Source organism: Streptomyces sp. NPDC005281 (assembly GCF_040607495.1).
In the GTDB taxonomy this organism is placed as follows: domain Bacteria; phylum Actinomycetota; class Actinomycetes; order Streptomycetales; family Streptomycetaceae; genus Streptomyces.
In genome coordinates this window covers 142,506-166,096 of the sequence record NZ_JBEXGX010000008.1, presented here as the reverse complement: position 1 = coordinate 166,096, position 23,591 = coordinate 142,506, and the positions used below count along the sequence as shown (strand labels likewise).

19 protein-coding genes and 1 riboswitch are annotated in these 23,591 nt (G+C 71.5%); of the genes, 12 read left to right on the top strand and 7 right to left on the bottom strand.

The features are described 5' to 3' along the window. Nucleotides 1-32 precede the first annotated feature (32 nt). Nucleotides 33-2,492, bottom strand: a complete 2,460-nt coding sequence (locus tag ABZV42_RS14110; protein WP_355981005.1) for a DNA topoisomerase IV subunit A — start codon at nt 2,490-2,492, stop codon at nt 33-35. A gap of 348 nt (nt 2,493-2,840) precedes the next feature. On the opposite strand from ABZV42_RS14110, the gene ABZV42_RS14105 reads away from it, so the two are divergent. The 4 genes from ABZV42_RS14105 (at nt 2,841) to ABZV42_RS14090 (ending at nt 7,626) form a co-directional block, all read left to right on the top strand. Beyond that, nucleotides 2,841-4,202 (top strand): pitrilysin family protein, encoded by a 1,362-nt coding sequence (locus ABZV42_RS14105; RefSeq protein ID WP_355981007.1) that lies wholly within the window; start codon nt 2,841-2,843, stop codon nt 4,200-4,202. After that, complete coding sequence (locus tag ABZV42_RS14100; protein WP_355981009.1) at nt 4,199-5,587, top strand: pitrilysin family protein; 1,389 nt, start codon at nt 4,199-4,201, stop codon at nt 5,585-5,587. The genes ABZV42_RS14105 and ABZV42_RS14100 overlap by 4 nt, the downstream gene beginning before the upstream one ends. Nucleotides 5,588-5,801: 214 nt before the next feature. After that, a riboswitch (cyclic di-AMP (ydaO/yuaA leader) is annotated at nt 5,802-5,958 on the top strand. A gap of 12 nt (nt 5,959-5,970) precedes the next feature. Continuing rightward, the gene (locus ABZV42_RS14095) at nt 5,971-6,738 is read left to right on the top strand and encodes a peptidoglycan DD-metalloendopeptidase family protein (protein ID WP_356052051.1); all 768 of its coding nucleotides are present in this window, start codon (nt 5,971-5,973) and stop codon (nt 6,736-6,738) included. A 195-nt stretch (nt 6,739-6,933) separates the two neighbouring features. Continuing rightward, entirely contained in the window at nt 6,934-7,626 is a 693-nt protein-coding gene (locus ABZV42_RS14090; protein ID WP_356052049.1) for a GntR family transcriptional regulator, read from the top strand. 242 nt (nt 7,627-7,868) lie between these two features. On the opposite strand, the gene ABZV42_RS14085 is transcribed toward ABZV42_RS14090, so the two are convergent. Further along, nucleotides 7,869-8,150 (bottom strand): HPr family phosphocarrier protein, encoded by a 282-nt coding sequence (locus ABZV42_RS14085; protein ID WP_355981017.1) that lies wholly within the window; start codon nt 8,148-8,150, stop codon nt 7,869-7,871. A gap of 176 nt (nt 8,151-8,326) precedes the next feature. Between ABZV42_RS14085 and ABZV42_RS14080 the strand changes: the two genes are divergently transcribed. From ABZV42_RS14080 to ABZV42_RS14065, 4 genes are all read left to right on the top strand, one after another. Continuing rightward, complete coding sequence (locus tag ABZV42_RS14080) at nt 8,327-11,155, top strand: GNAT family N-acetyltransferase (protein ID WP_355981019.1); 2,829 nt, start codon at nt 8,327-8,329, stop codon at nt 11,153-11,155. Nucleotides 11,156-11,518: 363 nt separating this feature from the next. Continuing rightward, nucleotides 11,519-12,106, top strand: coding sequence for a DUF5998 family protein (locus tag ABZV42_RS14075; RefSeq protein WP_355981021.1), 588 nt, complete (start codon nt 11,519-11,521; stop codon nt 12,104-12,106). Continuing rightward, a complete protein-coding gene (locus ABZV42_RS14070; protein ID WP_355981023.1) occupies nt 12,106-13,293 on the top strand; it encodes a nucleotide pyrophosphatase/phosphodiesterase family protein in 1,188 nt (395 codons plus the stop codon). The genes ABZV42_RS14075 and ABZV42_RS14070 overlap by 1 nt, the downstream gene beginning before the upstream one ends. Nucleotides 13,294-13,343: 50 nt before the next feature. After that, nucleotides 13,344-13,991 (top strand): thymidine kinase, encoded by a 648-nt coding sequence (locus tag ABZV42_RS14065; RefSeq protein ID WP_355981026.1) that lies wholly within the window; start codon nt 13,344-13,346, stop codon nt 13,989-13,991. Between the two features lie 53 nt (nt 13,992-14,044). On the opposite strand, the gene ABZV42_RS14060 is transcribed toward ABZV42_RS14065, so the two are convergent. Further along, a complete protein-coding gene (locus ABZV42_RS14060) occupies nt 14,045-14,848 on the bottom strand; it encodes a VOC family protein (RefSeq protein ID WP_355981029.1) in 804 nt (267 codons plus the stop codon). Nucleotides 14,849-15,170: 322 nt separating this feature from the next. On the opposite strand from ABZV42_RS14060, the gene ABZV42_RS14055 reads away from it, so the two are divergent. Then, complete coding sequence (locus tag ABZV42_RS14055) at nt 15,171-15,998, top strand: sulfurtransferase (RefSeq protein ID WP_355981032.1); 828 nt, start codon at nt 15,171-15,173, stop codon at nt 15,996-15,998. Between the two features lie 108 nt (nt 15,999-16,106). On the opposite strand, the gene sepH is transcribed toward ABZV42_RS14055, so the two are convergent. Further along, on the bottom strand, nt 16,107-17,159 hold the full coding sequence (gene sepH, locus ABZV42_RS14050) for a septation protein SepH (protein ID WP_355981035.1): 1,053 nt from the start codon (nt 17,157-17,159) through the stop codon (nt 16,107-16,109). A 472-nt stretch (nt 17,160-17,631) separates the two neighbouring features. Here sepH and ABZV42_RS14045 point away from each other — a divergent pair, with 472 nt between their 5' ends. Next, the gene (locus ABZV42_RS14045) at nt 17,632-18,432 is read left to right on the top strand and encodes a hypothetical protein (protein ID WP_356052046.1); all 801 of its coding nucleotides are present in this window, start codon (nt 17,632-17,634) and stop codon (nt 18,430-18,432) included. On the opposite strand, the gene ABZV42_RS14040 is transcribed toward ABZV42_RS14045, so the two are convergent. Then, the gene (locus tag ABZV42_RS14040) at nt 18,356-19,675 is read right to left on the bottom strand and encodes a D-arabinono-1,4-lactone oxidase (protein WP_356052044.1); all 1,320 of its coding nucleotides are present in this window, start codon (nt 19,673-19,675) and stop codon (nt 18,356-18,358) included. The genes ABZV42_RS14045 and ABZV42_RS14040 overlap by 77 nt on opposite strands. Continuing rightward, nucleotides 19,635-20,873: an MFS transporter gene (locus ABZV42_RS14035; RefSeq protein WP_356052042.1), complete on the bottom strand. Its 1,239-nt coding sequence runs from the start codon at nt 20,871-20,873 to the stop codon at nt 19,635-19,637. The genes ABZV42_RS14040 and ABZV42_RS14035 overlap by 41 nt, the downstream gene beginning before the upstream one ends. A gap of 378 nt (nt 20,874-21,251) precedes the next feature. On the opposite strand from ABZV42_RS14035, the gene ABZV42_RS14030 reads away from it, so the two are divergent. Together ABZV42_RS14030 and ABZV42_RS14025 are read left to right on the top strand one after the other, a co-directional pair. Beyond that, nucleotides 21,252-22,379 (top strand): ferrochelatase, encoded by a 1,128-nt coding sequence (locus ABZV42_RS14030; RefSeq protein WP_356052039.1) that lies wholly within the window; start codon nt 21,252-21,254, stop codon nt 22,377-22,379. A gap of 8 nt (nt 22,380-22,387) precedes the next feature. Beyond that, a complete protein-coding gene (locus ABZV42_RS14025) occupies nt 22,388-23,203 on the top strand; it encodes an inositol monophosphatase family protein (RefSeq protein WP_355981047.1) in 816 nt (271 codons plus the stop codon). Between the two features lie 123 nt (nt 23,204-23,326). On the opposite strand, the gene ABZV42_RS14020 is transcribed toward ABZV42_RS14025, so the two are convergent. Continuing rightward, nucleotides 23,327-23,500, bottom strand: coding sequence for a hypothetical protein (locus ABZV42_RS14020; protein WP_355981050.1), 174 nt, complete (start codon nt 23,498-23,500; stop codon nt 23,327-23,329). Between the last annotated feature and the right edge of the window lie 91 nt (nt 23,501-23,591).

The following is a 23,591-nucleotide window of genomic DNA, read 5'->3' as shown; positions in this document are numbered from 1 at the left end:
CGGGCCCGTCGGCCCACTGGGCAGGCCCCGGACTACACCGGGCCGGCCACCACCGACACCGGCTTGCCCAGCGACACGCCCGAGCCGTCACGGCGCGGGTCGATCTCCGGCAGGTCGACGGGCATGCCCGTCTTCTGCGCCGCGCGTCCCGGCGTCGGACCGGCCCAGGCCAGCGACAGACAGTCCTCGCCCTTCAGGAACCGCTGGCAGCGCACCCCGCCCGTGGCGCGGCCCTTGCGCGGATACTGGTCGAAGGGAGTCAGCTTGGCCGTGGTCTGGACGGAGTCGTCCAGCGTCCCGCGTGAACCCGCCACCGTGAACACCACCGCTTCGACGGCCGGGTCGACCGCGTTGAACGAGATCACCTTCGCGCCGTCCGTCAGCTTGACGCCCGCCATGCCGCCCGCCGCACGGCCCTGCGGACGTACCTGCGAGGCCTGGTAGCGCAGCAACTGGGCGTCGTCCGTGATGAAGACCAGGTCCTCCTCGCCGGTGCGCAGCTCCACGGCACCGACGATCCGGTCGCCGTCCTTGAGCGTGATGACCTCCAACTCCTCCTTGTTCGAGGGGTAGTCGGGCACCACACGCTTGACGACACCCTGCTCCGTGCCGATCGCGAGGCCCGGCGACGACTCGTCGAGCGTCGTCAGGCAGATCACCGTCTCGTTCGGCTCCAGGGAGGACAGGAACTCCGAGACCGGAGCGCCCCCGGAGAGATTGGGCGCCGACGCCGTCTCCGGCAGCCGCGGGAGATCGATCACGTTCAGGCGCAGGAGACGGCCGAGGGATGTCACCGCACCGATCTCGCCGCGTGCCGTCGCGGGCACCGCGGAGACGATCACATCGTGCTTGGTGCGCTTGCCGTCCGGGTCCTCCCCGAAGGGGTCACCCGTCGCCGTACGCGCAAGCAGTCCCGTCGAGGACAGCAGGATCCGGCACGGGTCGTCGGCGACCTGGAGCGAGACCGTGGGGGCGGGGCTGCCCGCGGACTCCAGGAGCACGGTCCGGCGGTCGGTGCCGAACTTCTTGGCCACCGCGGCCAGTTCGCCGGAGACCAGCTTGCGCAGCTCGGCGTCCGAATCCAGGATGCCGGTCAGCTCGTCGATCTCGCCGTTGAGGCGGTCGCGCTCCGACTCCAGCTCGATGCGGTCGAACCGGGTGAGGCGGCGCAGCGGCGTGTCCAGGATGTACTGCGTCTGGATCTCGGAGAGCGAGAAGTGCTCGATCAGGCGCTCCTTGGCCTGCGCCGAGTTGTCGCTGGAGCGGATGAGGCGGATGACCTCGTCGATGTCCAGGAGGGCGACGAGGAGCCCCTCGACCAGGTGCAGCCGGTCGCGCTTCTTGGTGCGGCGGAACTCGCTGCGGCGGCGTACGACCTCGAAGCGGTGGTCGAGGTAGACCTCCAGCAGCTCCTTGAGGCCCAGGGTGAGCGGCTGGCCGTCCACCAGGGCCACGTTGTTGATGCCGAAGGACTCCTCCATCGGCGTCAGCTTGTAGAGCTGTTCGAGGACGGCCTCCGGCACGAAGCCGTTCTTGATCTCGATGACCAGGCGCAGGCCGTGCGCACGGTCGGTGAGGTCCTTGACGTCGGCGATGCCCTGGAGCTTCTTCGAGCCGACCAGGTCCTTGATCTTGGAGATCACCTTCTCGGGACCGACGGCGAAGGGCAGTTCGGTGACGACGATGCCCTTGCGGCGCGCCGTGACGTCCTCCACGGACACCGTGGCGCGGATCTTGAAGGTGCCGCGGCCCGACTCGTACGCGTCCCTGATCCCGGAGAGGCCGACGATCCGGCCGCCGGTGGGCAGGTCCGGGCCCGGGACATGCTTCATCAGCGTCTCGAGGTCGGCGCCCGGGTAGCGGATGAGGTGCCGGGCGGCGGCGATGACCTCGCCGAGGTTGTGCGGCGGCATGTTGGTGGCCATGCCGACGGCGATCCCCGACGAGCCGTTGACCAGGAGGTTCGGGAAGGCGGCGGGGAGAGCCACCGGCTCCCGCTCCTGGCCGTCGTAGTTGGGCGTGAAGTCGACGGTGTCCTCGTCGATCGACTCCGTCATGAGCGACGTCGCGTCGGCCATCCGGGCCTCGGTGTAACGCATCGCGGCCGGCGGGTCGTCGTTGCCGAGCGAGCCGAAGTTGCCGTGGCCGTCGACCAGGGGCACACGCATGGAGAAGGGCTGCGCCAGACGCACCAGGGCGTCGTAGATCGACGCGTCGCCGTGCGGGTGCAGCTTACCCATGACCTCGCCGACGACACGGGCGCACTTCACATAGCCGCGGTCGGGGCGCAGGCCCATCTCGTTCATCTGGTACACGATGCGACGGTGAACCGGCTTCAGGCCGTCTCGGGCGTCGGGCAGGGCTCGCGAGTAGATGACCGAGTACGCGTATTCGAGGAAGGAGCCCTGCATCTCGTCCACGACGTCGATGTCGAGGATCTTCTCCTCGTACGAGTCGTCGGGCGGCGGGGTCTTCGTGCTACGGCGGGCCATCGCTGCTGCGGCTCCTTCACGGTCTCTGCCGGGGCATGAACGGGTTCTGACGCGCACCATTGTGGACCGCCCCACTGACAACGCCGACCGCGACCCGTCCGTAGCGCCCCTCCGGCGCGCTCCGCGGGCGTCGCCGGGACCCCTCCCGGACAGCCCCGCGGCCCGGTGCCCGGCGGGCCCCGAGCGCGTTCGCGGCGTTTCCGCAGGAGCTTCCCCAAGCGGGCCGGGGGCACGCGTGAGTCTCGCTCTCGGCGTACGAGGCGCGGGAACCGCGCCAGCCGTCCGCGCGCTTGCATACAGTGGCAGGACCGACAGGAATGACGCAGTTCCGCGATCGAAGGGACGTACATGCCCATGGGTCACACGGCCACAGCTGAGGCAGGCTCCGGCGGCCTGACAGCGACCGAGCACCGCCTGGCCAACGGCCTGCGCGTGGTGCTCTCCGAGGACCATCTGACCCCGGTCGCCGCGGTGTGCCTCTGGTACGACGTCGGCTCACGCCACGAGGTCAAGGGCCGGACCGGACTCGCCCACCTTTTCGAGCACCTGATGTTCCAGGGCTCCAAGCAGGTCCACGGCAACGGCCACTTCGAACTCGTCCAGGGCGCCGGCGGCTCGCTCAACGGCACGACGAGCTTCGAGCGCACCAACTACTTCGAGACCATGCCCACCCACCAGCTGGAGCTCGCCCTCTGGCTGGAGGCCGACCGCATGGGGTCGCTGCTGGAGGCGCTGGACGACGAGTCCATGGAGAACCAGCGCGACGTCGTGAAGAACGAGCGCCGCCAGCGTTACGACAACGTCCCTTACGGCACCGCCTTCGAGAAGCTCACCGCGCTCTCGTACCCCGAGGGCCACCCGTACCACCACACCCCGATCGGGTCGATGGCGGACCTGGACGCGGCCACCCTGGAGGACGCCCGCGCGTTCTTCCGCACCAACTACGCGCCCAACAACGCGGTCCTGTCCGTCGTCGGCGACATCGATCCGGAGCAGACGCTCGCCTGGGTCGAGAAGTACTTCGGCTCCATCCCCGGGCACGACGGCAAGCCCGCCCCGCGGGACGGCTCGCTCCCCGAGATCATCGGCGAGCAGCTGCGCGAGGTCGTCGAGGAGGACGTCCCGGCACGCGCGCTGATGGCCGCCTACCGGCTCCCGGAGGACGGCACGCGCGCGTGCGACGCCGCCGACCTGGCACTCACCGTCCTCGGAGGCGGCGAGTCCTCCCGGCTCTACAACCGGCTCGTGCGCCGTGACCGTACCGCCGTCGCGGCCGGGTTCGGCCTGCTGCGGCTCGCCGGAGCGCCCTCCCTGGGGTGGCTGGACGTGAAGACGTCCGGCGACGTCGAGGTCCCGGTCATCGAGGCCGCAGTCGACGAGGAGCTCGCCCGGTTCGCCGAGGAGGGCCCCACGGCCAGGGAAATGGAGCGCGCCCAGGCCCAGTTGGAACGCGAATGGCTCGACCGGCTCGGCACCGTCGCCGGCCGTGCCGACGAACTGTGCCGGTTCGCCGTCCTGTTCGGTGACCCGCAGCTCGCCCTGACCGCCGTGCAGCGCGTCCTCGACGTCACGGCTGATGAGGTCCGGGAGGCCGCCAAGGCCCGCCTGCGCCCCGACAACCGCGCGGTGCTCGTCTACGAGCCGACCACCGCCCAAGCCGCGGACGCGGCTGACTCCGCCGACGAGACCGACGAGGAGGCGGCGAAGTGACCGAGCTCGCCACCATGGACTTCCACCCGCAGCCCGAGGCGGGCCGGCCGAAGCCGTGGGCGTTCCCCGCCCCCGAGCGCGGCACCCTGGACAACGGTCTGACCGTGCTGCGCTGCCACCGCCCCGGCCAGCAGGTCGTCGCCGTCGAGGTGAACCTCGCCGCGCCGCTGGACGCCGAGCCCGCGGGCCTGGACGGCATCGCCACGATCATGGCGCGCGCCTTCTCCGAGGGCACCGACAAGCACTCGGCCGAGGACTTCGCCGCCGAACTGGAGCGCTGCGGCGCCACGCTCGACGCGCACGCCGACCACCCCGGCGTACGCCTGTCGCTCGAAGTGCCCGTCTCGCGCCTGGCCAAGGCCCTCGGCCTGCTCGCCGACGCCCTGCGGGCCCCCGCGTTCGCGGACAGCGAGGTCGAGCGGCTGGTGACCAACCGGCTGGACGAGATCCCGCACGAGACGGCCAATCCCGCCCGTCGCGCGGCCAAGGAGCTCTCCAAGGAGCTGTTCCCGGCGAGCGCGCGCATGGCACGCCCGCGCCAGGGCACCGAGGAGACCGTCCGGAACATCGACTCGTCGGCCGTACGCGGCTTCTACGAGAAGCACGTGCGCCCCGCCACGGCCACCGCCGTCGTCGTCGGCGACCTGACCGATGTCGAGCTCGACGAGCTGCTCGCCGACACGCTCGGCTCCTGGACGGGCTCGTTCGCCGAACCGCTTCCCGTGCCGCCGGTGAGCGCCGACGACACCGGCCGCGTGATCGTCGTCGACCGCCCCGGCGCCGTCCAGACGCAGCTGCTCATCGGCCGGGTGGGTGCCGACCGGCACGACCGTGTGTGGGCCGCCCAGGTCCTCGGCACGTACTGCCTCGGCGGGACCCTCACCTCGCGCCTCGACCGCGTCCTGCGCGAGGAGAAGGGCTACACCTACGGCGTGCGGGCGTTCGGGCAGGTCCTGCGCTCCGCGCCGGACGGCACGGGCGCCGCGATGCTCGCCATCAGCGGCTCGATCGACACCCCCAACACCGGTCCGGCGCTCGACGACCTGTGGAAGGTGCTGCGCACCCTCGCCGCCGAGGGGCTGACCGACCAGGAGCGCGACGTCGCCGTGCAGAACCTGGTGGGTGTCGCACCCCTCAAGTTCGAGACGGCGGCGGCCGTCGCGAGCACACTCGCCGACCAGGTCGAGCAGCACCTGCCGGACGACTATCAGGCGACGCTCTACCGGCAACTGGCCGCCACCGGCACGGTGGAGGCCACCGCGGCCGCCGTGAGCGCCTTCCCGACGGACCGTCTGGTGACCGTCCTGGTCGGCGACGCGGCGCAGATCGCGGAGCCGGTCAGGGCTCTCGGAATCGGTGAAGTCACCGTGGTGGCCGCCGAGTAGAACCCGTGCGCCCCGGGAGGGCCCTGACGGCTGAGGAGCCGTCAGGGCCCTCCCTTTTTCGCCACAGCCCCCAAGATGTCCGCATTCGTATGCTGGTTGCCCTTCTGCCCTGTGGGATGCGTTACAAAAATCGTGATCCGTTTGTTGTTCGAAAGAGGCCCCGTCTAGCGTCGGGGCGGCTGTTCGTCATGCAGTGCGCCGCGCCCGCGGCACCGGACAGTCATCGCCGAGTCCCCGTGACGCGAGTCAGGGGAGCCGGGGACCCACGCAGTCCCTGGGGTGAATCGGACGCCCTCTTCGGAGGGAGTCCGTAGGAGACCTTCCTGCTCCGAACCCGTCAGCTAACCCGGTAGGCGAGAGGGAAGGAAAGGATCAGCCCCTACATGGCGTTCACCTGTGGCACCGGCAAGCATCGTCGTACGAGCAGCCGGGTGCACAGCACCACCACGACCGCCGTCGGGGTCGCGGCGCTCACCACCACCGGCGTGATCGGAACCCTGGCCGCCCCCGCGTTCGCCGCGGAAGCCTCCGTCGAGCAGACCGGGCTGACCCAGGCCGTCACCCTCAACGACACGGTCGCCGACCAGATCGACGCCCAGGCCTTCGCGCAGCAGCGCGCCGCCGACGAGGCCGCCGCGCGCAAGCAGGCCGAGCAGACCGCGCGCAAGCAGGCCGCGGAGCAGGCCGCGAAGCTTCGTGAGACCAAGGAGCGCGCCGCCCGCGAGGCCGAGCGAAAGCGCCTGAACACCTTCGTCATGCCGATCACCGGTTCGTACGTCTCCACCGGCTACAAGGCCAGCAGCAGCCTCTGGTCCTCCGGCAGCCACACCGGCGTCGACTTCCACGCCGCGTCCGGCACCTCGGTCCACGTCGTCGGCGCCGGCACGGTCGTCACGGCCGGCTGGGGCGGCGCCTACGGCAATCAAGTCGTGATCAAGATGCACGACGGCACGTACACCATGTACGGCCACCTGTCGTCCATCGGGGTGTCCGTGGGGCAGACAGTCACCCCTGGGCAGCAGATCGGCCTCTCCGGGGACACCGGCAACACCACGGGACCGCACCTCCACTTCGAGGCCCGTACGACCGCGGAGTACGGCTCGGACATCGACCCGGTCGCGTACCTGCGCTCGCACGGCGTCAACGTCTGACGACCGCTTCGCGGCTTCTTCACCGCTTTCGATGCCCCGGCTCACCGAGCCGGGGCATCATCGTTTCCGCGGCCGTCTGTCCAAAAAATATCCATGGATTCCGGCCTGCCATCGGAAATTCAGGCTTCCTGCAATAGAGTCACTGAAGAAGCGTCAATGGACGGCGTTTCACGGGGATTAAAGCGGAGGTCGGTCATGCGTATTCCGGCGCACTCGGTGTGCACGGCGATCCGTGACGACATCGTCGCGGGTGTCTACGAGCGCGGCGGCCGGCTCACCGAGGAACTGCTGGCGCGGCGGTACGGCGTCTCGCGCGTCCCCGTGCGCGAGGCTCTGCGCACGCTCGAGGCCGAGGGCTTCGTGGTCACCCGCCGGCACGCGGGCGCGTGTGTCGCGGAGCCCACCGAGCAGGAGGCGGCGGACCTCCTGGAGATGCGCATGCTGCTGGAGCCGCTGGGCGCCGCGAGGGCCGCGCAGCGGCGCACGGAGGCCCATCTCAAGGTGCTGCGCGGCCTGGTCAGGCTGGGGCAGGAGCGTTCCAGGCGAGGCCACAGCGAGGATCTGCGCTCGCTGGGCGGCTGGTTCCACGAAACGCTCGCGCAGGCGTCCGGCAGTTCCGCCCTGACCTCCGCGCTCGCCCAGCTGCGCCACAAGATCGCCTGGATGTACTCGGTGGAGGCGCCGGCCGATCCCGCGGAGTCCTGGGCGGAGCACGGCGGCATCGTGGACGCGGTGGCCCGCGGCGACAGCGAGCGGGCCCGCGCGATCACGGCCCTGCACGCCGAGCGTGCCACGACCGCGCACCGGCTCCGATTTCCCGGCGGCGAACGGCCGGACCGTGTGAGAAGTTCGCAACATCCCGTAAACATGATGGGCCTGCGTCATTAACACGGACGCCGTATACAAAGAGAGATAATTTGCGGGGCTCAATTTCGGTGCCCTTTTATTTGTGTGTCCGGATTCCTTCCTGTCTCCGGAATTCCGGCACACGACATTCTCGTACCCGCGCCGCGAGGGGCCCGGCGGGGCACCCGGGGGAATCGCCGAGCGGGGTACGGAAACGGCTGAGCCGCGCCACCCGGAGAGGGGGCGCGGCTCAGCCGCATGCGTCCTGATGCCTTGTGGGCGGCTCAGACGGTCTCGGGGAGCTCGTCGAGCCCCTCGGCGACCAGCCTCGCCAGACGGTCGAGAGCGGCCTCCGCGCCCTCGGAGTCCGACGAGAGGACGATCTCCTCGCCGCCCTGGGCGCCGAGGCCGAGGACCGCGAGCATGGAGGCCGCGTTGACGGGGTCTCCACCGGCCTTGGCGATCGTCAGGGGGACGCCGGAGGCCGTGGCCGCCCGGACGAAGATGGAGGCGGGGCGGGCGTGGAGGCCCTCGGTCCAGCCGACGTTGACGCGGCGCTCAGCCATGTGATGCTGCCCTTCGGGTGTTCAGGGTTGTCTAGACCAGTGTTCCATATCGTGAGGCATGCCCGGACGGTCCCGGGTCCCGCCCTGCCGCGGTGTCGGTCAAACGCCCGTTCCGACGCCCGTCACCCTCAGACTGCCTCGCGCCGTTGTCGTACGCGAGCCGTACTCTGGGCCCCATGCAGACCTCGTCGGACCGGCACGAGTACCCAGCCCACTGGGAGGCCGACGTGGTGCTGCGCGACGGCGGCACCGCGCGCATCAGGCCCATCACCGTGGACGACGCCGAACGACTGGTCAGCTTCTACGAGCAGGTGTCGGACGAGTCGAAGTACTACCGCTTCTTCGCGCCCTATCCGCGGCTGTCCGCCAAGGACGTCCGCCGCTTCACCCACCACGACTTCGTGGACCGGGTGGGCCTCGCGGCCACGGTGGGCGGCGAGTTCATCGCCACCGTCCGCTACGACCGGATCAACGCGGACGGCATGCCCGCCTCCGCGCCCGCCGACGAGGCCGAGGTCGCCTTCCTCGTCCAGGACGCCCACCAGGGCCGCGGCGTCGCCTCCGCGCTGCTCGAACACATCGCCGCGGTGGCCCGCGAGCGCGCCATCCGCCGCTTCGCCGCCGAGGTGCTGCCCGCCAACAACAAGATGATCAAGGTGTTCACGGACGCCGGATACACCCAGAAGCGCAGCTTCGAGGACGGCGTCGTCCGCCTGGAGTTCGACCTCGAACCCACCGACCGCTCCCTCGCCGTGCAGCGCGCGCGTGAGCAGCGTGCCGAGGCCCGCTCGGTACAGCGACTGCTTGCTCCCGGTTCCGTCGCCGTCATCGGCGCCGGGCGCACACCCGGCGGGGTCGGCCGCAGCGTCCTCGACAACCTCCGGGAAGCAGGGTTCACCGGACGGCTGTACGCCGTGAACGCGGCACTCCAGGACAAGGAACTCGACGGAGTCCCGGCCCACCGCTCCATCAGGGACATCGCCGAGCCCGTGGACCTCGCCGTCGTCGCCGTGCCCGCCGAGAACGTCCCCGCGGTCGTGACGGAATGCGGCGAACACGGCGTGCAGGGGCTGGTGGTGGTCTCCGCCGGCTATGCCGAGAGCGGCTCCGAGGGGCGCGAGCGCCAGCGTGAACTCGTACGTCACGCGCGCACGTACGGGATGCGCATCATCGGGCCCAACGCCTTCGGAGTCATCAACACGTCGCCCGACGTGCGTCTGAACGCCTCGCTCGCCCCGCACCCGCCCCGCCCCGGACGCATCGGCCTGTTCGCGCAGTCCGGCGCCATCGGCATCGCCCTGCTGTCCCGGCTGGAGCGTCGCGGCGGCGGCGTCACAGGTGTGACCGGAGTCTCGACCTTCGTCTCCACCGGGAACCGGGCGGACGTCTCCGGCAACGACGTCCTGCAGTACTGGTACGACGACCCGGACACCGACGTCGCCCTGATGTACCTCGAATCCATCGGCAACCCGCGCAAGTTCACCCGCATCGCGCGGCGGACGGCGGCAGCCAAGCCGCTGGTCGTGGTCCAGGGGGCGCGACACGGCGGGGCCGCTCCCCAAGGCCACGCCATACGGGCCACCCGGCTGCCACACGCCACCGTGTCCGCGCTGCTGCGCCAGGCCGGAGTGATCCGCGTGGACACGATCACCGAACTCGTCGACGCGGGCCTCCTGCTGGCCCGCCAGCCGCTTCCCCGGGGACCCCGCGTCGCGATCCTCGGGAACTCCGAGTCGCTCGGGCTGCTGACGTACGACGCGTGCCTCGCGGAAGGGCTCAGGCCGCTGCCGCCGCGGGACCTGACCACGGCCGCCTCGGCGGAGGACTTCCACCGGGCCCTGTCGGCGGCACTCGCCGACGACGGCTGCGACGCCGTCGTCGTGACGGCGATACCGGCGGTGGGGGAGACCTCGGCCGCCGACGCTGCACTCGCCGAGGCGCTGCGGTCCTCCGCCCTGGAGGCTCCGGCGAAGCCCGTCCTCGTGGTGCACGTCGAACTGGGCGGACTCGCCGAAGCCCTGTCCGCCGCCGTGAGCACCGCACCGCAGGCCCCCGAAACAGCGCCGGGCGCCGCCCCCGGCGCCCGCTTCCACCCCTCGGACCTGTCACCCGCGGCGCCGAGGGCCGAATCCCCGCCGGACTCCCGGCTCATCCCCGCCTACCCCGCCGCCGAACGCGCCGTCCGCGCCCTGGCCGAAGCCGTCAAGTACGCCCAGTGGCGCCTGGACGCAGGGGAGCCCGGCAAGGTGCCCGAGTACGAGGACATCGACGAGAAGTCGGCGGCCCGGCTGATCGACGACCTCCTCGCGCGCGGGGAGGGACTGACCCTGGGAGGCGAGCAGACGGCGGCGCTCCTCGGGCGATACGGCATCGACGTTCACCGCGCTCTGCCCGCGCCCACCCCCGACGACGCCGTCGCGGCCGCGCGGACCATCGGATACCCCGTCGCCCTCAAGACCACCGCCCCGCACCTTCGGCACCGCGCCGACCTCGGCGGAGTACGCCTGGACGTGGCGGACGAGGAGCAACTGCGCCGGGCGTACGCGGAGCTGACCGAGCTGTTCGGGCCGCCGACCGTGCTGCGCCCTGTCGTGCAGGGGATGGCGCCGCGCGGCGTCGACACGGTCGTCCACGCGGTGATCGACCCGGCGGCCGGGGCGGTGCTCTCCTTCGGGCTCTCGGGAGCCGCCTCCGAACTGCTCGGGGACACCGCGCACCGGCTGATCCCGGTCACCGACCGGGACGCGGCCTCCCTGGTCCGGTCGATCAGGACGGCGCCGCTCCTGTTCGGCTGGCGGGGTTCCGCCCCGGTCGACACGGCGGCCCTCGAAGAGCTCATGCTGCGCGTCTCCCGGCTGGTCGACGACCACCCGGAGGTCGTCGCCGTCTCCCTGGAGCCGGTGGTGGTCGCCCCGACCGGCGTGAGTGTCCTCGGCGCCACGGTACGGCTGGCCCGCGCGCCGCTCCGGGACGACCTCGGCCCCCGGACCCTGCCCGTCGTCTGAGCGCCGGGCCGGGTCACCGTGGTGGTCCGGGGCACGATGATCACCACAGTCGCGCCGAGCCGCCGAGCCGCCGAGCCGCCGAGCCGCCGAGCCGCCGAGCCGCCGAGCCGCCGAGCCGCCGAGCCGCCGAGAGGCCGGGACGCCGAGAGGCCGGGACGCCCAGGACGCTGGAAGCGGGTGTCCGTGGGACGGGCGGGATCCCGTCCCGCCGCTCGCCCTGGATCCGTCCCGCCGGAGGCCCCGCACGGACGTCCGCCACGCCCGCGCCGCGCCGGGCACCCCGCGCGTTTCGGTCTGATCCGTCCACGACAGACCCACGCGAGCGGTGCCTCGCAGTCAGTGGGCCCCCGTAGGATGGACGTCATGGCCAAGACCAGTACGACGACCCAGGGGCTGCGAGCGGCGATCGAGCGCAGCGGCTACTACCCGGCCCTCGTGGCCGAGGCGGTGGAGGCCGCGATCGGCGGCGACACCATCCGGTCGTACCTGGTCCACCAGGAGACGACGTTCGACGCGAACGAGGTGCGGCGGCACGTCACCGTGCTCGTCCTCACCGGCAACCGCTTCATCGTGAGCCACACCGACGAGCAGAACGCGGACACCACCTCCCCGACGCCCTACGCCACGACCTCGACGGAATCGGTCAAGCTCGGCCGCATCTCCTCGGTCGTCGTCAGCCGCGTCGTCGCGAACCCCGAGTCGTACACGCCCGGCACGCTGCCCCGCGAAGTGGTGCTGACCATCGGCTGGGGCGCCGTCTCCCGTATCGACCTGGAGCCGGCCGCCTGCGGTGACCCCAACTGCGACGCCGATCACGGCTACACCGGCAGCTCGACGGCGGACGACCTGAGCCTGCGGGTCAGCGAGGCCGGGGACGGTCCGGAGACCGTCCGCCAGGCCCTCGTCTTCGCGCAGTCCCTTTCCGAAGCGACCGCGGACGTCGCCCGCTGATGGCCCTGCCCACCTGGGACCACCCGGAACCGCTCGCCATCGACTCCGCGCCCGTCCCCGAGTACGGCGCCGGTTCGCTGGCCGATCTGCTGCCCACCCTCGCCGCCGGTATGTCCGTGCCCGGCGTGACCGCCGCCATACCCGAGCTGACAGCGGCCGACCGGAACTGTGTGTTCCTGATCGACGGCCTCGGCTGGGAGCAGCTCAGGGCCCACCCGGACGAGGCACCCTTCATGACGTCGCTCCTGGCGTCCTCGCGCGGTGGCACCGGACGTCCGATCACCGCCGGCTACCCGGCCACCACCGCGACCTCCCTCGCCTCCGTGGGCACCGGACTGCCCCCGGGCGCCCACGGCCTGCCCGGCTACACCGCGCGGAACCCCGCCACCGGCGAGCTGATGAACCAGCTCCGCTGGAACCCGTGGACCGAGCCGCGTGCCTGGCAGCCCTACCCCACGATCTTCCAGCTGGCCGACGCGGCCGGTGTGCACACTGCGCAGGTCTCCTCGCCGACCTTCCAGAACACCCCGCTGACGAAGATCGCGCTCAGCGGCGGGACGTTCCACGGCAGGCTGTCGGGCGAGGAGCGCATGGACCTCGCCGCCGAGCAACTGGCCGCCGGTGACCGCTCCTTGGTCTACACGTACTACGCGGAGGTGGACGGCAAGGGCCACCGCTTCGGCATCGACTCCGACCCCTGGCGGGGCCAGCTCATGTACGTCGACCGGCTGGTCCAGCGGCTGGCGGAGCAGCTGCCACCGGGCTCGGCGCTGTATGTCACCGCCGACCACGGCATGATCGACATCCCGTTCGACGAGCAGCACCGCATCGACTTCGACGAGGACTGGGAGCTGCGCGCCGGGGTCGCCCTGCTGGGCGGAGAGGGCCGCGCCCGCCATGTGTACGCGGTCCAGGGCGCCGAGACGGACGTGCTGACCTGCTGGCGCGAGGTCCTCGGCGAGCAGTTCTGGGTCGCCTCCCGTGACGAGGCGATCGACGCGGGCTGGTTCGGCCCGCAGGTCGACGAGCGGGTGTACGCCCGGCTGGGCGACGTCATCGCCGCCGCCCGGGACGACGTCCTGATCACCGCGTCCGAGCGGGAGCCGAAGGAGTCCCTGATGGTCGGCAACCACGGCTCGATGACCCCGGCCGAGCAGTTGGTGCCGCTCCTCCAGGTACGCTCCTGACGCCCGCCCCCTCCTTCCTTCCCCCGCTGCCGAAAGGTGCTCAACCACCCATGCCCGAGCTGGTGTTCTTCTCCGGAACGATGGACTGCGGGAAGTCCACGCTGGCTCTCCAGATCGAGCACAACCGCTCGGCGCGGGGTCTGCAGGGCATGATCTTCACGCGGGACGACCGGGCCGGCGAGGGCAAGCTCTCCTCGCGCCTCGGCCTGGTCACCGACGCCGTCGAGGTGGCGGACGAGCAGGACCTGTACGCCTATCTGGTCGACCACCTCTCGCAGGGCGGCCGGGCGGACTACGTGATCGCGGACGAGGCGCAGTTCCTGGCCCCCGCGCAGATCGACCAGCTGGCGCGCGTGGTGGACGACCTGGACGTCGACGTCTTCGCCTTCGGGATCACCACCGACTTCCGGTCCAAGCTCTTCCCGGGCTCCCAGCGTCTCGTCGAACTGGCCGACCGGGTCGAGGTCCTCCAGGTCGAGGCCCTGTGCTGGTGCGGTGCCCGCGCCACGCACAACGCCCGCACCGTGGGCGGCGAGATGGTCGTCGAGGGTGCCCAGGTCGTCGTCGGCGACGTCAACCAGCTCGAGAGCATCGGCTACGAGGTCCTGTGCCGCCGGCATCACCGGCGCCGTATGACGGCCGCCACGGCCCGCGCGAGCGCCCTGTCCCCCGACGTCCTGCCGATCGCTTCGGTCTGAGTCCCGTCCCGGAGCACCGTTTCCGGAGCACTGCCCCCTGGAGAGCCGCCGAGTCAGGTGGCGGCATGGATCAGGGAGAAGACCGCGCCCTCCGGATCGGCCACCGTCGCCACGCGGCCGTGCGGGGAGTCGTGGGCCGCCCGCAGGAGGTGCCCGCCGAGTTCCTCGACCAGGCTGACGGTGTCGTCCAGTTCGGCGGCTTCGAAGTACGTCAGCCAGTGCGGGCCCCGGTCGCGCGGCAGGGCGTCTCCGACGCCGTGGACGCCGGCCACCGGCCGTCCGTCGATGTGCAGGGTCACGTAGTCGAACTCGGCCGGGCCGGCCGCCTCCAGTTCGTAGCCGAAGACCCCCTTGTAGAACTTGACGACGCTCTCGGTGTCGCGCGTCACGAGTTCGTTCCACGCCGGGGTGCCCGGTACTCCGGTGATCTCCGTGCCGTGTTGGCCCACCCCCTGCCAGATGCCGAAGACGGCGCCCGACGGGTCGGAGGCGATCGCCAGGCGACCGGCCTCGGCGGCGTCCAGCGGGCCCACGCCCACGGTTCCGCCGCTGTGCCGTACGGTCTCGGCGGTGTGATCCACGTCGGCCGAGGCGAAGTAGGGCGTCCAGGCGATCGGAAGGAGGCGGTCGGGCGGCAAGTGGCCGATCCCGGCCACCTCCTGGCCGTCGAGCAGCGCCCGCGCGTAGGGGCCGAGCTGCGGAGGGCCCGGCTGGAACTCCCAGCCGAACAGCGCTCCGTAGAAATCCTGGGTCGCGGCCGTCTCATGCGCCATCAGGCTCACCCAGCAGGGTGTCCCGGGTGTGGGCCGAGCGTGCGTGGTGCCGTTCGGGCCGGCCGATTCCCGTGCCTCGGTCATCGTCACTCTCTTCTCGGCCCCTCGCGGTGGCCGGTCACCTTCCGCCTGCGAACACGCGTATTCAGTCGCGTCCGTGCACGCCCCGTGCCGATGTTCGCACCACCGGTCGTACGTGTGTCCCTCCCGCGCCGCCGTCGGGCGGCGCACGGACGGAGGACGCCCTGTTCCGCCGTCGCTCGTCCGTCGCGGAGTGACTGCCGTGTGGTGGCCATCAGTTGTACAGCATGTGCCCGATCCCGTACGCCCGGTGATCAGGCCTGCCCGGCGGAGCACAGTAGCCGGACATGGACGAAGCGGCCACCCCGTGCGCAAGGATGGAGCCATGAACGCCATCATCACGGCACCCGAACTCGCGAGTGACCTGGCGGGGCCGAACCCGCCCGTCCTCCTCGACGTCCGCTGGCAGTTGGGTGGTCCCAACCTGCGCTCCGAGTACGACAAGGCCCACATCCCCGGCGCCGTCTTCGTCGATCTGGATTCCGAACTCGCTGGTGGGGCCGGTGCGGCGGGCCGGCACCCGCTTCCCGGCCCCGAGGTCTTCGGCGCGGCGATGCGGGCCGCGGGAGTGTCCGACAATCGTGACGTCGTCGTGTACGACGGCGGGCAGGGCTGGGCCGCCGCGCGCGCCTGGTGGCTGCTGGGCTATTCGGGTCATCCGTCGGTACGCGTGCTTGACGGAGGGTTCGCCGCCTGGAGCGGACCGGTTTCTTCGGAGCTCGCGACGCCGGCGCCCGGAACGTTCGTACCGACGGTGGGCGCCAGGCCGCTCCTGGACGCGGACGGGGCGGCCGCGCTCGCCCGCACCGGGCTGCTGCTGGATGCCCGCGCGGGGGAGCGGTACCGGGGCGAGGTCGAGCCGATCGATCCGGTCGGCGGTCACATCCCGGGCGCCGTATCGGCGCCCACCGCCGAGAACGTCACGGAGGACGGACGGTTCCTGCCGCCGGCCGAACTGGCCGACCGCTTCAAGTCCTTCGGGGTGACACCGGCGTCCGAGGTCGGCGTCTACTGCGGCTCCGGTGTCTCGGGCGCGCACGAGGTGCTGGCGCTCGCCGTGGCGGGCGTTTCCGCGGCGCTGTACGTGGGCTCGTGGTCGGAGTGGTCCCAGGACGGAGACCGCCCCGTCGCGGTGGGCCCCGATCCGCAGTGACGCCCGCGGTGCCGGCGTGGTGGAGCCTGGAGCATCCGCCCGGGTGACGCCGTGCGCGACTGCGGGGCCCGCACCGGATCGGTGCGGGCCCCGTCGACGTCGATCCGACTAGTCCTGCTTCTTGCGCCGTGTGCCGAAGACGATCTCGTCCCAGCTCGGGACCGCCGCTCTGCGGCCCGGACGGACGCCGTCGGCCTCGGCCTGGCGGTCCGTCGCGCCGACGAGCCGGTCGCGATGGCTGCCCACCGAGCGGGGCATGAGCACGTCCGCGTACGCGGAACCGGCACCCGCCGAGGCGGCGGGAGCCGGGGGCTCCTCCTCCTCGGGCTCGGCGACGGGCTCCTCGGCGGCGGGCCGTTCGGCGGGGGCGGCCCGCTCGGGCACCACCATGTCGCCCCGGAAGCTGGGCACCGCTTCCAGAAGGCTGGTCAGGGAGTCCCGGTCCTCGGCCTCTTCCGCCGGATCCGGGGGCGCCGGAGGCAGGCTCGGGCGTTCCGTCTGCCGGTCCAGGGCACGGTCCAGCGGCCGGTCGCGGGGCAGCCGGGCGATCCGCGGCACGAACGGGAAGCTCGGCTCGGGCGCCGAGAGGTCGTCGGACTCGCCGATCAGCGAGCGCGCCTCCTCGTCGACGGCCTGGACGAGCCGCCGGGGCGGGTCGTAGGTCCAGCTCGCGGCGTGCGGTTCGCCCGCGACGCGGTAGACCAGCAAGACTTCCCAGGTGCCGTCGTCGCGGCGCCAGGAGTCCCACTGAACCGTGTCCTTCTCGGCACCCCGGATCAGCAGCCGCTCCTGGACGGCCTCACCGAGCATGGGACCGGCGTTCTCGCCGGGGCGGCGGACGGGAGTCTTCCTGGCGCGCTCGGCCATGAAGGCGCGCTCGGCCAGCACGGGCCCCTCGAAGCGGCGTACACGATCGACGGGGATGCCGGCCATCTGGGCGACTTCCTCCGCGGAGGCACCGGCACGTATACGCGCCTGGATGTCACGGGGGCGGAGATGGCTCTCCACCTCGATCTCGATCTGGCCGAGGCGGGGACGGTCGCCGCGTACGGCGGCGCGCAGCCGCTCGTCAATCGGAAGCGTGTATTCCGTACTGTCCGCAGCCTTCAGCACCAGCCGTGTGCCGTCGTTAGAGACGGCCACGACACGCAGTTCGGGCATGGGGACCTCCCGGGTGGTGCCTGCCGACGTCACGTGCGTCGCTGCTTCCGCTAGTCGAGTGTGGCCTGCCCGGGTGCAGCCTGCCACAACCTTGCCGAGTTGCCCGGCGTGTCGGGCGCGGGCCCGGGGTCGCCGTTATGACACGGTACCTATTTTGCAACGCTAAGTGACGAACTCCATCACCCTGTGCAACGAGCCCCCTCCCGGCGGTCCTGCAAGGCCCCGGACACCCTGGCGGGAGTCCGGACCCAGGGCTCGCAACAGTACTCCATTCGGGCCACTTGCGTGGATCGGCACGCCGCTCAACTTCTAGCGGGGGGTGCTAGTTGGCCGATCCCGGCGCCCTCTCGGCGGTCCGGGAACGTGGCGCACTTCACGTAATCGGCAGAAACGGAACTTATCGTTTCGCCTGTACGTCCCTTTCTCGTGCGGTCGGTCGATCAAGTACGGGAAAGGTAGGCAGGGTCCGGGAATGCGTGAGAAGCCGGATGTCGGCGGCGAGCAGCCGGGTGTCGACGTAAAACCGAGGAAGAGGCGGCTGGACCTGAGCGTCCCCCAGGTGGCGGGGAGCGCGGTCGCCGCGGTGGTCGCGGCGAAACTCGCGTCCTACTTCGGTGTCTACGGGACGATCCTGGGCGCCGGGCTGGTCAGCATCGTCGCCACCTGCGGAGGAACGCTGTTCCAGCACTTCTTCAGGCGCACGGGTGAACAGATCCGTGACGTGAAGGTGCCGCCGAAACCGAAGCCCCGGCAGGTGCCCGGTCTCCCCGGTGGGTTCACCGAAGGGACCGTCTACCGCGCGCGGGTCAGGAGCTGGAAGAGGCCTCTGGTCGCGACCGCTCTCGTCTTCGGCGTGACGATGGCCGGAATCACCACGTACGAAACGGTCTCGGGGCAGAGCTTCAGCGGCGACGGCACGAGCACGACGGTCGGCGACGCCTTCAAGGGGCACACGTCGGGCCCGGGGAACCGTGAGTCGGGTACGACACCGTCGACCGGTTCGTCACCGTCCTCGCCGGCGGCCTCTTCGGAGGCGCCGACGCCGTCCGCCGGCACCGGTTCGGGCAACGGGAGCGGTTCTGTCGACGGCGGCGCCGACGGTGGTGGCACGGCCTCCGCGCCGGCCCCGGGGTACAGCGCCTCGTCCGGACCGGGAGCAGGGGACGGCACCCCGGCTCCCCGACCCAGCGCGACCGCTACGACCCCAGAACCCTCCGCAAGTAGTCGTTCGCAAAGCGCCGGTCCGGATCGAGCCGGTCCCGCAGCGCGGTGAACTCACCGAAGCGCGGATAGACCTTGGAGAAGTACTCCGCGTCCCGGGTGTGCACCTTGCCCCAGTGCGGCCGGCCCTCGTGCGCGGTGAAGATCCGCTCGGCGGCCGTGAAGTACGCCTGATAGGGGGTGCCCCGGAACATGTGGACGGCGATGTACGCGCTCTCCCGCCCGGACGCCGTGGAGAGGGTGATGTCGTCGGCCGGCGCCGTGCGCACCTCCACGGGGAAGCTCACCCGCAGGGTCGAGTTGTCGACCATCGACTTCAGCTCGCGCAGCGTCTCGACCAGGGCCTCGCGCGGCACCGCGTACTCCATCTCCACGAAACGCACGCGGCGCGGAGAGGTGAACACCTTGTACGGGATGTCGGTGTAGGTCCGCGAGGACAGCGCGCGGCTGGAGAAACCGGCGATCGAGGGGATGGCCGCGGGAACGGCCCGGCCGAGCAGGTTGGCCACCTGGAAGGCGCCGTTGGAGAGGAACTCGTCCTCGATCCAGCCGCGGATGGGGCCCATCGGGTTCTCGGGACCCGCGCTGCGGTTGTTGCGCTTGGTGTTGCAGTTGCCGGTGTGCGGGAACCAGTAGAACTCGAAGTGCTCGTTCTCGGTGAAGAGTTCCTCGAAGTCGGCGGTGACCTTGTCGAAGGTCATCGGCTCCTCGCGGGCCGCGAGCAGGAAGACGGGCTCCACGGCGAAGGTGATCGCGGTGATGATCCCCAGGGCGCCGATGCCTATGCGGGCCGACGCGAAGATCTCCGGGTTCTCGGTCTCGGAGCAGGCCAGCACCGAGCCGTCGGCCGTCACCAGTTCCAGGCCCTTGATCTGGGCGGCGATCGAGGCCGAGTCCCGCCCGGTGCCGTGCGTTCCGGTGCTGGTCGCCCCCGAGACCGTCTGTTCCATGATGTCGCCCATGTTGGTGAGCGACAGACCCTCGCGTGCGAGGGCCATGTTGAGCCTCTTGAGCGGAGTGCCCGCCTCGACCGTGACGGTCATGGCCGTGCGGTCGATCTTGCGGATCCCGGTCAACAGTTGAGGGCGGATCAATACACCGTCGGTCGCGGCAGCGGCCGTGAAGGAGTGCCCGGTGCCGACGGCCTTCACCGTCAGACCGTCCTCGGCGGCCTTCCGCACGGCGGCGGACAGTTCGTCGACCGAGGCAGGGGTGACCTCCCGTGCGGGAAGGGCGGTGACGTTTCCCGCCCAGTTACGCCACGTGCCGTTCTTCTCGCTCGCTGTGGTGCTCATGCGACCCTCCCCGCCGAAGAACCGGCCTGCTGAGCCGGCGGTACCCGAGGAAACCGACCGCGACCGCGACGGCCCCGGACACCGCCGGAACCCCGTACCCGGCTTTCGCGCCGGCGGAGTCGATCACCCAGCCGGCCACGGAGGAACCGAGCGCGACCCCGACGGCGAGCCCTGTGCTCACCCAGGTCATGCCTTCGGTCAGTTTCGCGCGAGGTACGTGCTGCTCGATGAGGGACATCGTCGTGATCATCGTGGGAGCGATGGACAGGCCCGCAACGAAAAGCGCCACGGCCAGGAACGGCAAGTTTCCGACCAGTAGGAGGGGGATCATACTCACGGCCATCGCGCATATGCCCAGCAGCCACCTGCCTTCCGCCGCCCCCTTGAAGTGCAGCAGTCCGAAGACCGCCCCAGCGAGGCAGGAGCCCGCCGCGTAGAGCGCCAGGACGATGCTCGCGGCGCCCTTGTGGCCCTGTTCGTCGGCGAAGGCGACGGTCACCACGTCCACGGCTCCGAAGATCGCCCCGGTCGCCACGAACGTGGCGACGAGGACCTGGAGCCCGGCCGAGCGGAGCGCCGAGCCGCCGCTGTGCAGTCCGCGCGGATGCGGCTGGGGCTCGGTGGCGCGCTGCGAGGTCAGCCAGAAGACCCCGGCCGCCAGGAAGCAGGCGGCGAGCAGTGGGCCGGCCTCCGGGAACCACACCGTGGACAGGCCGATGGAGATGATCGGTCCGAAGATGAAGCAGATCTCGTCCACCACGGACTCCAGGGAGTACGCGGTGTGCAGTTGCGGGGTGCCTCCGTAGAGGGCCGCCCAGCGGGCCCGGATCATCGCGCCGATGCTCGGGACGCAGCCGATGCCGGCCGCGCACGCGAACAGGACCCAGTCCGGCCACCCGAAGTGCGCGGCGGCCAGCAGCCCCCCGGCCGCCGCGAGCGCGAACAGCGTCACCGGACGCAGGACCCGCCGCTGACCGTGCCGGTCCACCATTCGCGAGACCTGCGGGCCCATCGCCGCAGCCGCCAGCGCCATGGTCGCCGAGAGGGCGCCCGCGAGGCCGTAGCGCCCGGTCAGCTGGGAGATCATCGTGACGACGCCGATGCCCATCATGGACAGCGGCATCCGGCCGAGCAGGCCCGCGGCGGAGAAGCTCGTGGAGCCGGGGGCGGTGAACAGGGCGCGGTACGGGCTGGGCACAAGGTCTCCGTCGGCTCGGCTCGGCCCTCCCGGTCGCCTCGGGCGGCCCGAACTTCGTAAGGCGTGAAGCTGGCCGATACAGCTTACTGGTTAGGTAAGCCTAATACAGCCCCTCGTGCCCTCCGGCTGTTTGTCCCGTCGACGTCCGCGAGGTGCCCGTCCGGCCGTTTGTGCGTTCGGCGTCCGCGAGGGTGCTCGTCCGGTCGGCGTCCGCGGGGTGTCTGTCCGGCTGTTTCCGCTCGGCGTCCGCGAGGTGCTCGTCCGGTCGGCCTCCGCGCGGGCCGTCCCGGCGCCCGGCCGCCGTGCGCCCCGCCGCCGTCGCCGGCCCGTCACCCTGCCGGTTCTTGCCTGTCGGTGGCGGGTGGCAGGATCGGACCCATGCCAGAAGCGCTCGATGCCAGCCCCTACGACGCCCTGCTCCTGCTCTCGTTCGGCGGTCCGGAGGGCCCGGACGAAGTGGTTCCGTTCCTGGAGAACGTGACGCGGGGCAGGGGCATCCCCAAGGAACGGCTCAAGGAGGTCGGGCAGCACTACTTCCTGTTCGACGGGATCAGCCCGATCAACGACCAGAACCGCGCGCTGCTCGACGCGCTGCGCAAGGACTTCGCCGGGCACGGTCTGGATCTGCCGGTCTACTGGGGCAACCGGAACTGGGCGCCGTACCTGACCGACACGCTGCGCGAGATGGCCGCCGACGGGCGGCGCAGGATCCTGGTGCTGGCCACCAGCGCGTACGCCTCGTACTCGGGCTGCCGGCAGTACCGCGAGGATCTGGCGGGAGCCCTGGCCGTTCTGGAGGGGGAGGGGCTGGAGCCGCCGAGGGTCGACAAGCTGCGGCACTACTTCAACCACCCCGGGTTCGTGGAGCCCATGACCGAGAGCGTCCTCGGATCGCTCGCCGAGCTGCCCGAGGACGTCCGGGCGGGCGCGCACCTGGTGTTCACCACCCATTCGATCCCGGTCGCCGCGGCGGACACCTCCGGTCCGGCCGAGGGGCACGGCGACGGTGGCGCGTACGTCAGGCAGCATCTGGACGTGGCCCGGCTCATCGCGGAGGCGGTGCGCGAGAAGACCGGGACCGACCACCCGTGGCGGCTCGTGTACCAGTCGCGCTCCGGGGCCCCGCACATCCCGTGGCTGGAGCCCGACATCTGCGATCACCTGGAGGAGCTGCACGGGGCGGGGGCCCCGGCCGCGGTGATGGTGCCGATCGGGTTCGTCTCGGACCACATGGAGGTCCTGTACGACCTGGACACCGAGGCGCGGGCGAAGGCGGGGGAGCTGGAGCTGCCCGTGCGCCGTTCGGCCACGGTGGGCTCCGATCCCCGGTTCGCCGCGGCGGTCCGTGACCTGGTGCTGGAGCGCGCCGCGGTCGAGAGCGGCCGCCAGGTGACACGGTGTGCCCTGGGAGCGCTGGGCGCGAGTCACGACCTGTGCCCGGTGGGCTGCTGTCCGGCCCGCACGCCCAAGCCCGCCGCCGCGGGCGCCGACAGCCCCTTCGCATGAGGAGTCACGTGACCGAGCCCCTGCACACCGAACTCCTCCAGCTCGCGCACGAGGCCGCCCGCCGCGCGGGCGAGCTGCTGCGCGACGGCCGCCCGGCGGACCTCGCGGTGGCCGCCACCAAGTCCAGCCCGATCGACGTCGTCACCGAGATGGACATCGCCGCCGAGAAGCTGATCACCTCACTGATCGCCGAACACCGGCCCGACGACGGACTCCTCGGTGAGGAGGGCGCAGCGAGCGAGGGCACCAGCGGCGTCCGCTGGATCGTCGACCCGCTCGACGGCACCGTCAACTACCTGTACGGACTGCCGACCTGGGCCGTGTCCATCGCGGCCCAGAAGGACGGCGAGACCGTCGTCGGCGTCGTGGCGGCACCCATGCGCGGCGAGACGTACCACGCGGTTCGCGGCCGGGGCGCCCGGGCCTCCGGCGCCTGGGTCGGCGAACGCCGGCTGGCCTGTCGCCCGTCCCCGCCGCTCGACCAGGCGCTCGTCTCGACGGGCTTCAACTACGTCACCTCGGTCAAGACCCATCAGGCCGACGTGGCCCAGCGGCTGATCCCGCTGGTGCGCGACATCCGGCGCTCCGGCTCGGCGGCGGTCGACCTGTGCGACGTCGCGGCCGGCCGCCTCGACGGCTACTACGAGCGGGGTCTGCACCCCTGGGACCTCGCGGCGGGGGACCTGATCGCCCGGGAAGCGGGCGCGGTGACCGGTGGACGCCCCGGAGAGCGCCCCACGGGCGATCTCGCTGTGGCTGCCTCCCCGGGCGTCTTCGAACCGCTCCAGCGGCTCCTGGAGGACTTCGGCGCCTGGCACGACTGACGGCCCCTCCGAGGGACCGGCCGACGGTGGACGACCGGCCGGGACGGGGGACGGCGGAGCACGACAACGGAGCGGGGCCCCGGTACTGGATCGATACCGGGGCCCCGCTCTCGTGCGTACCGATCAGACGCGTGTGGCGCCGACCTCCACACCGTGCTCCGCGGCGAGGCGGTGCAGGTCGTCCAGCTCGGCCTGCTCGACCTCCGCGAGGAAGTCGTCGCCTGTTTCGCGGGCCAGCGTCAGGTCGGACTCGGTCGTCCTTATGCGCTGCAGAAGTCCTGTGGTGAATGCGTCCATGCTGCGCCCCCTCGTCCTGGGTCGTGGGTCGGGTGGCACGGGGGTGTGCCGATGGGAAGGGGCGATCACGTCTCCGAATGGGGTGCCCAGC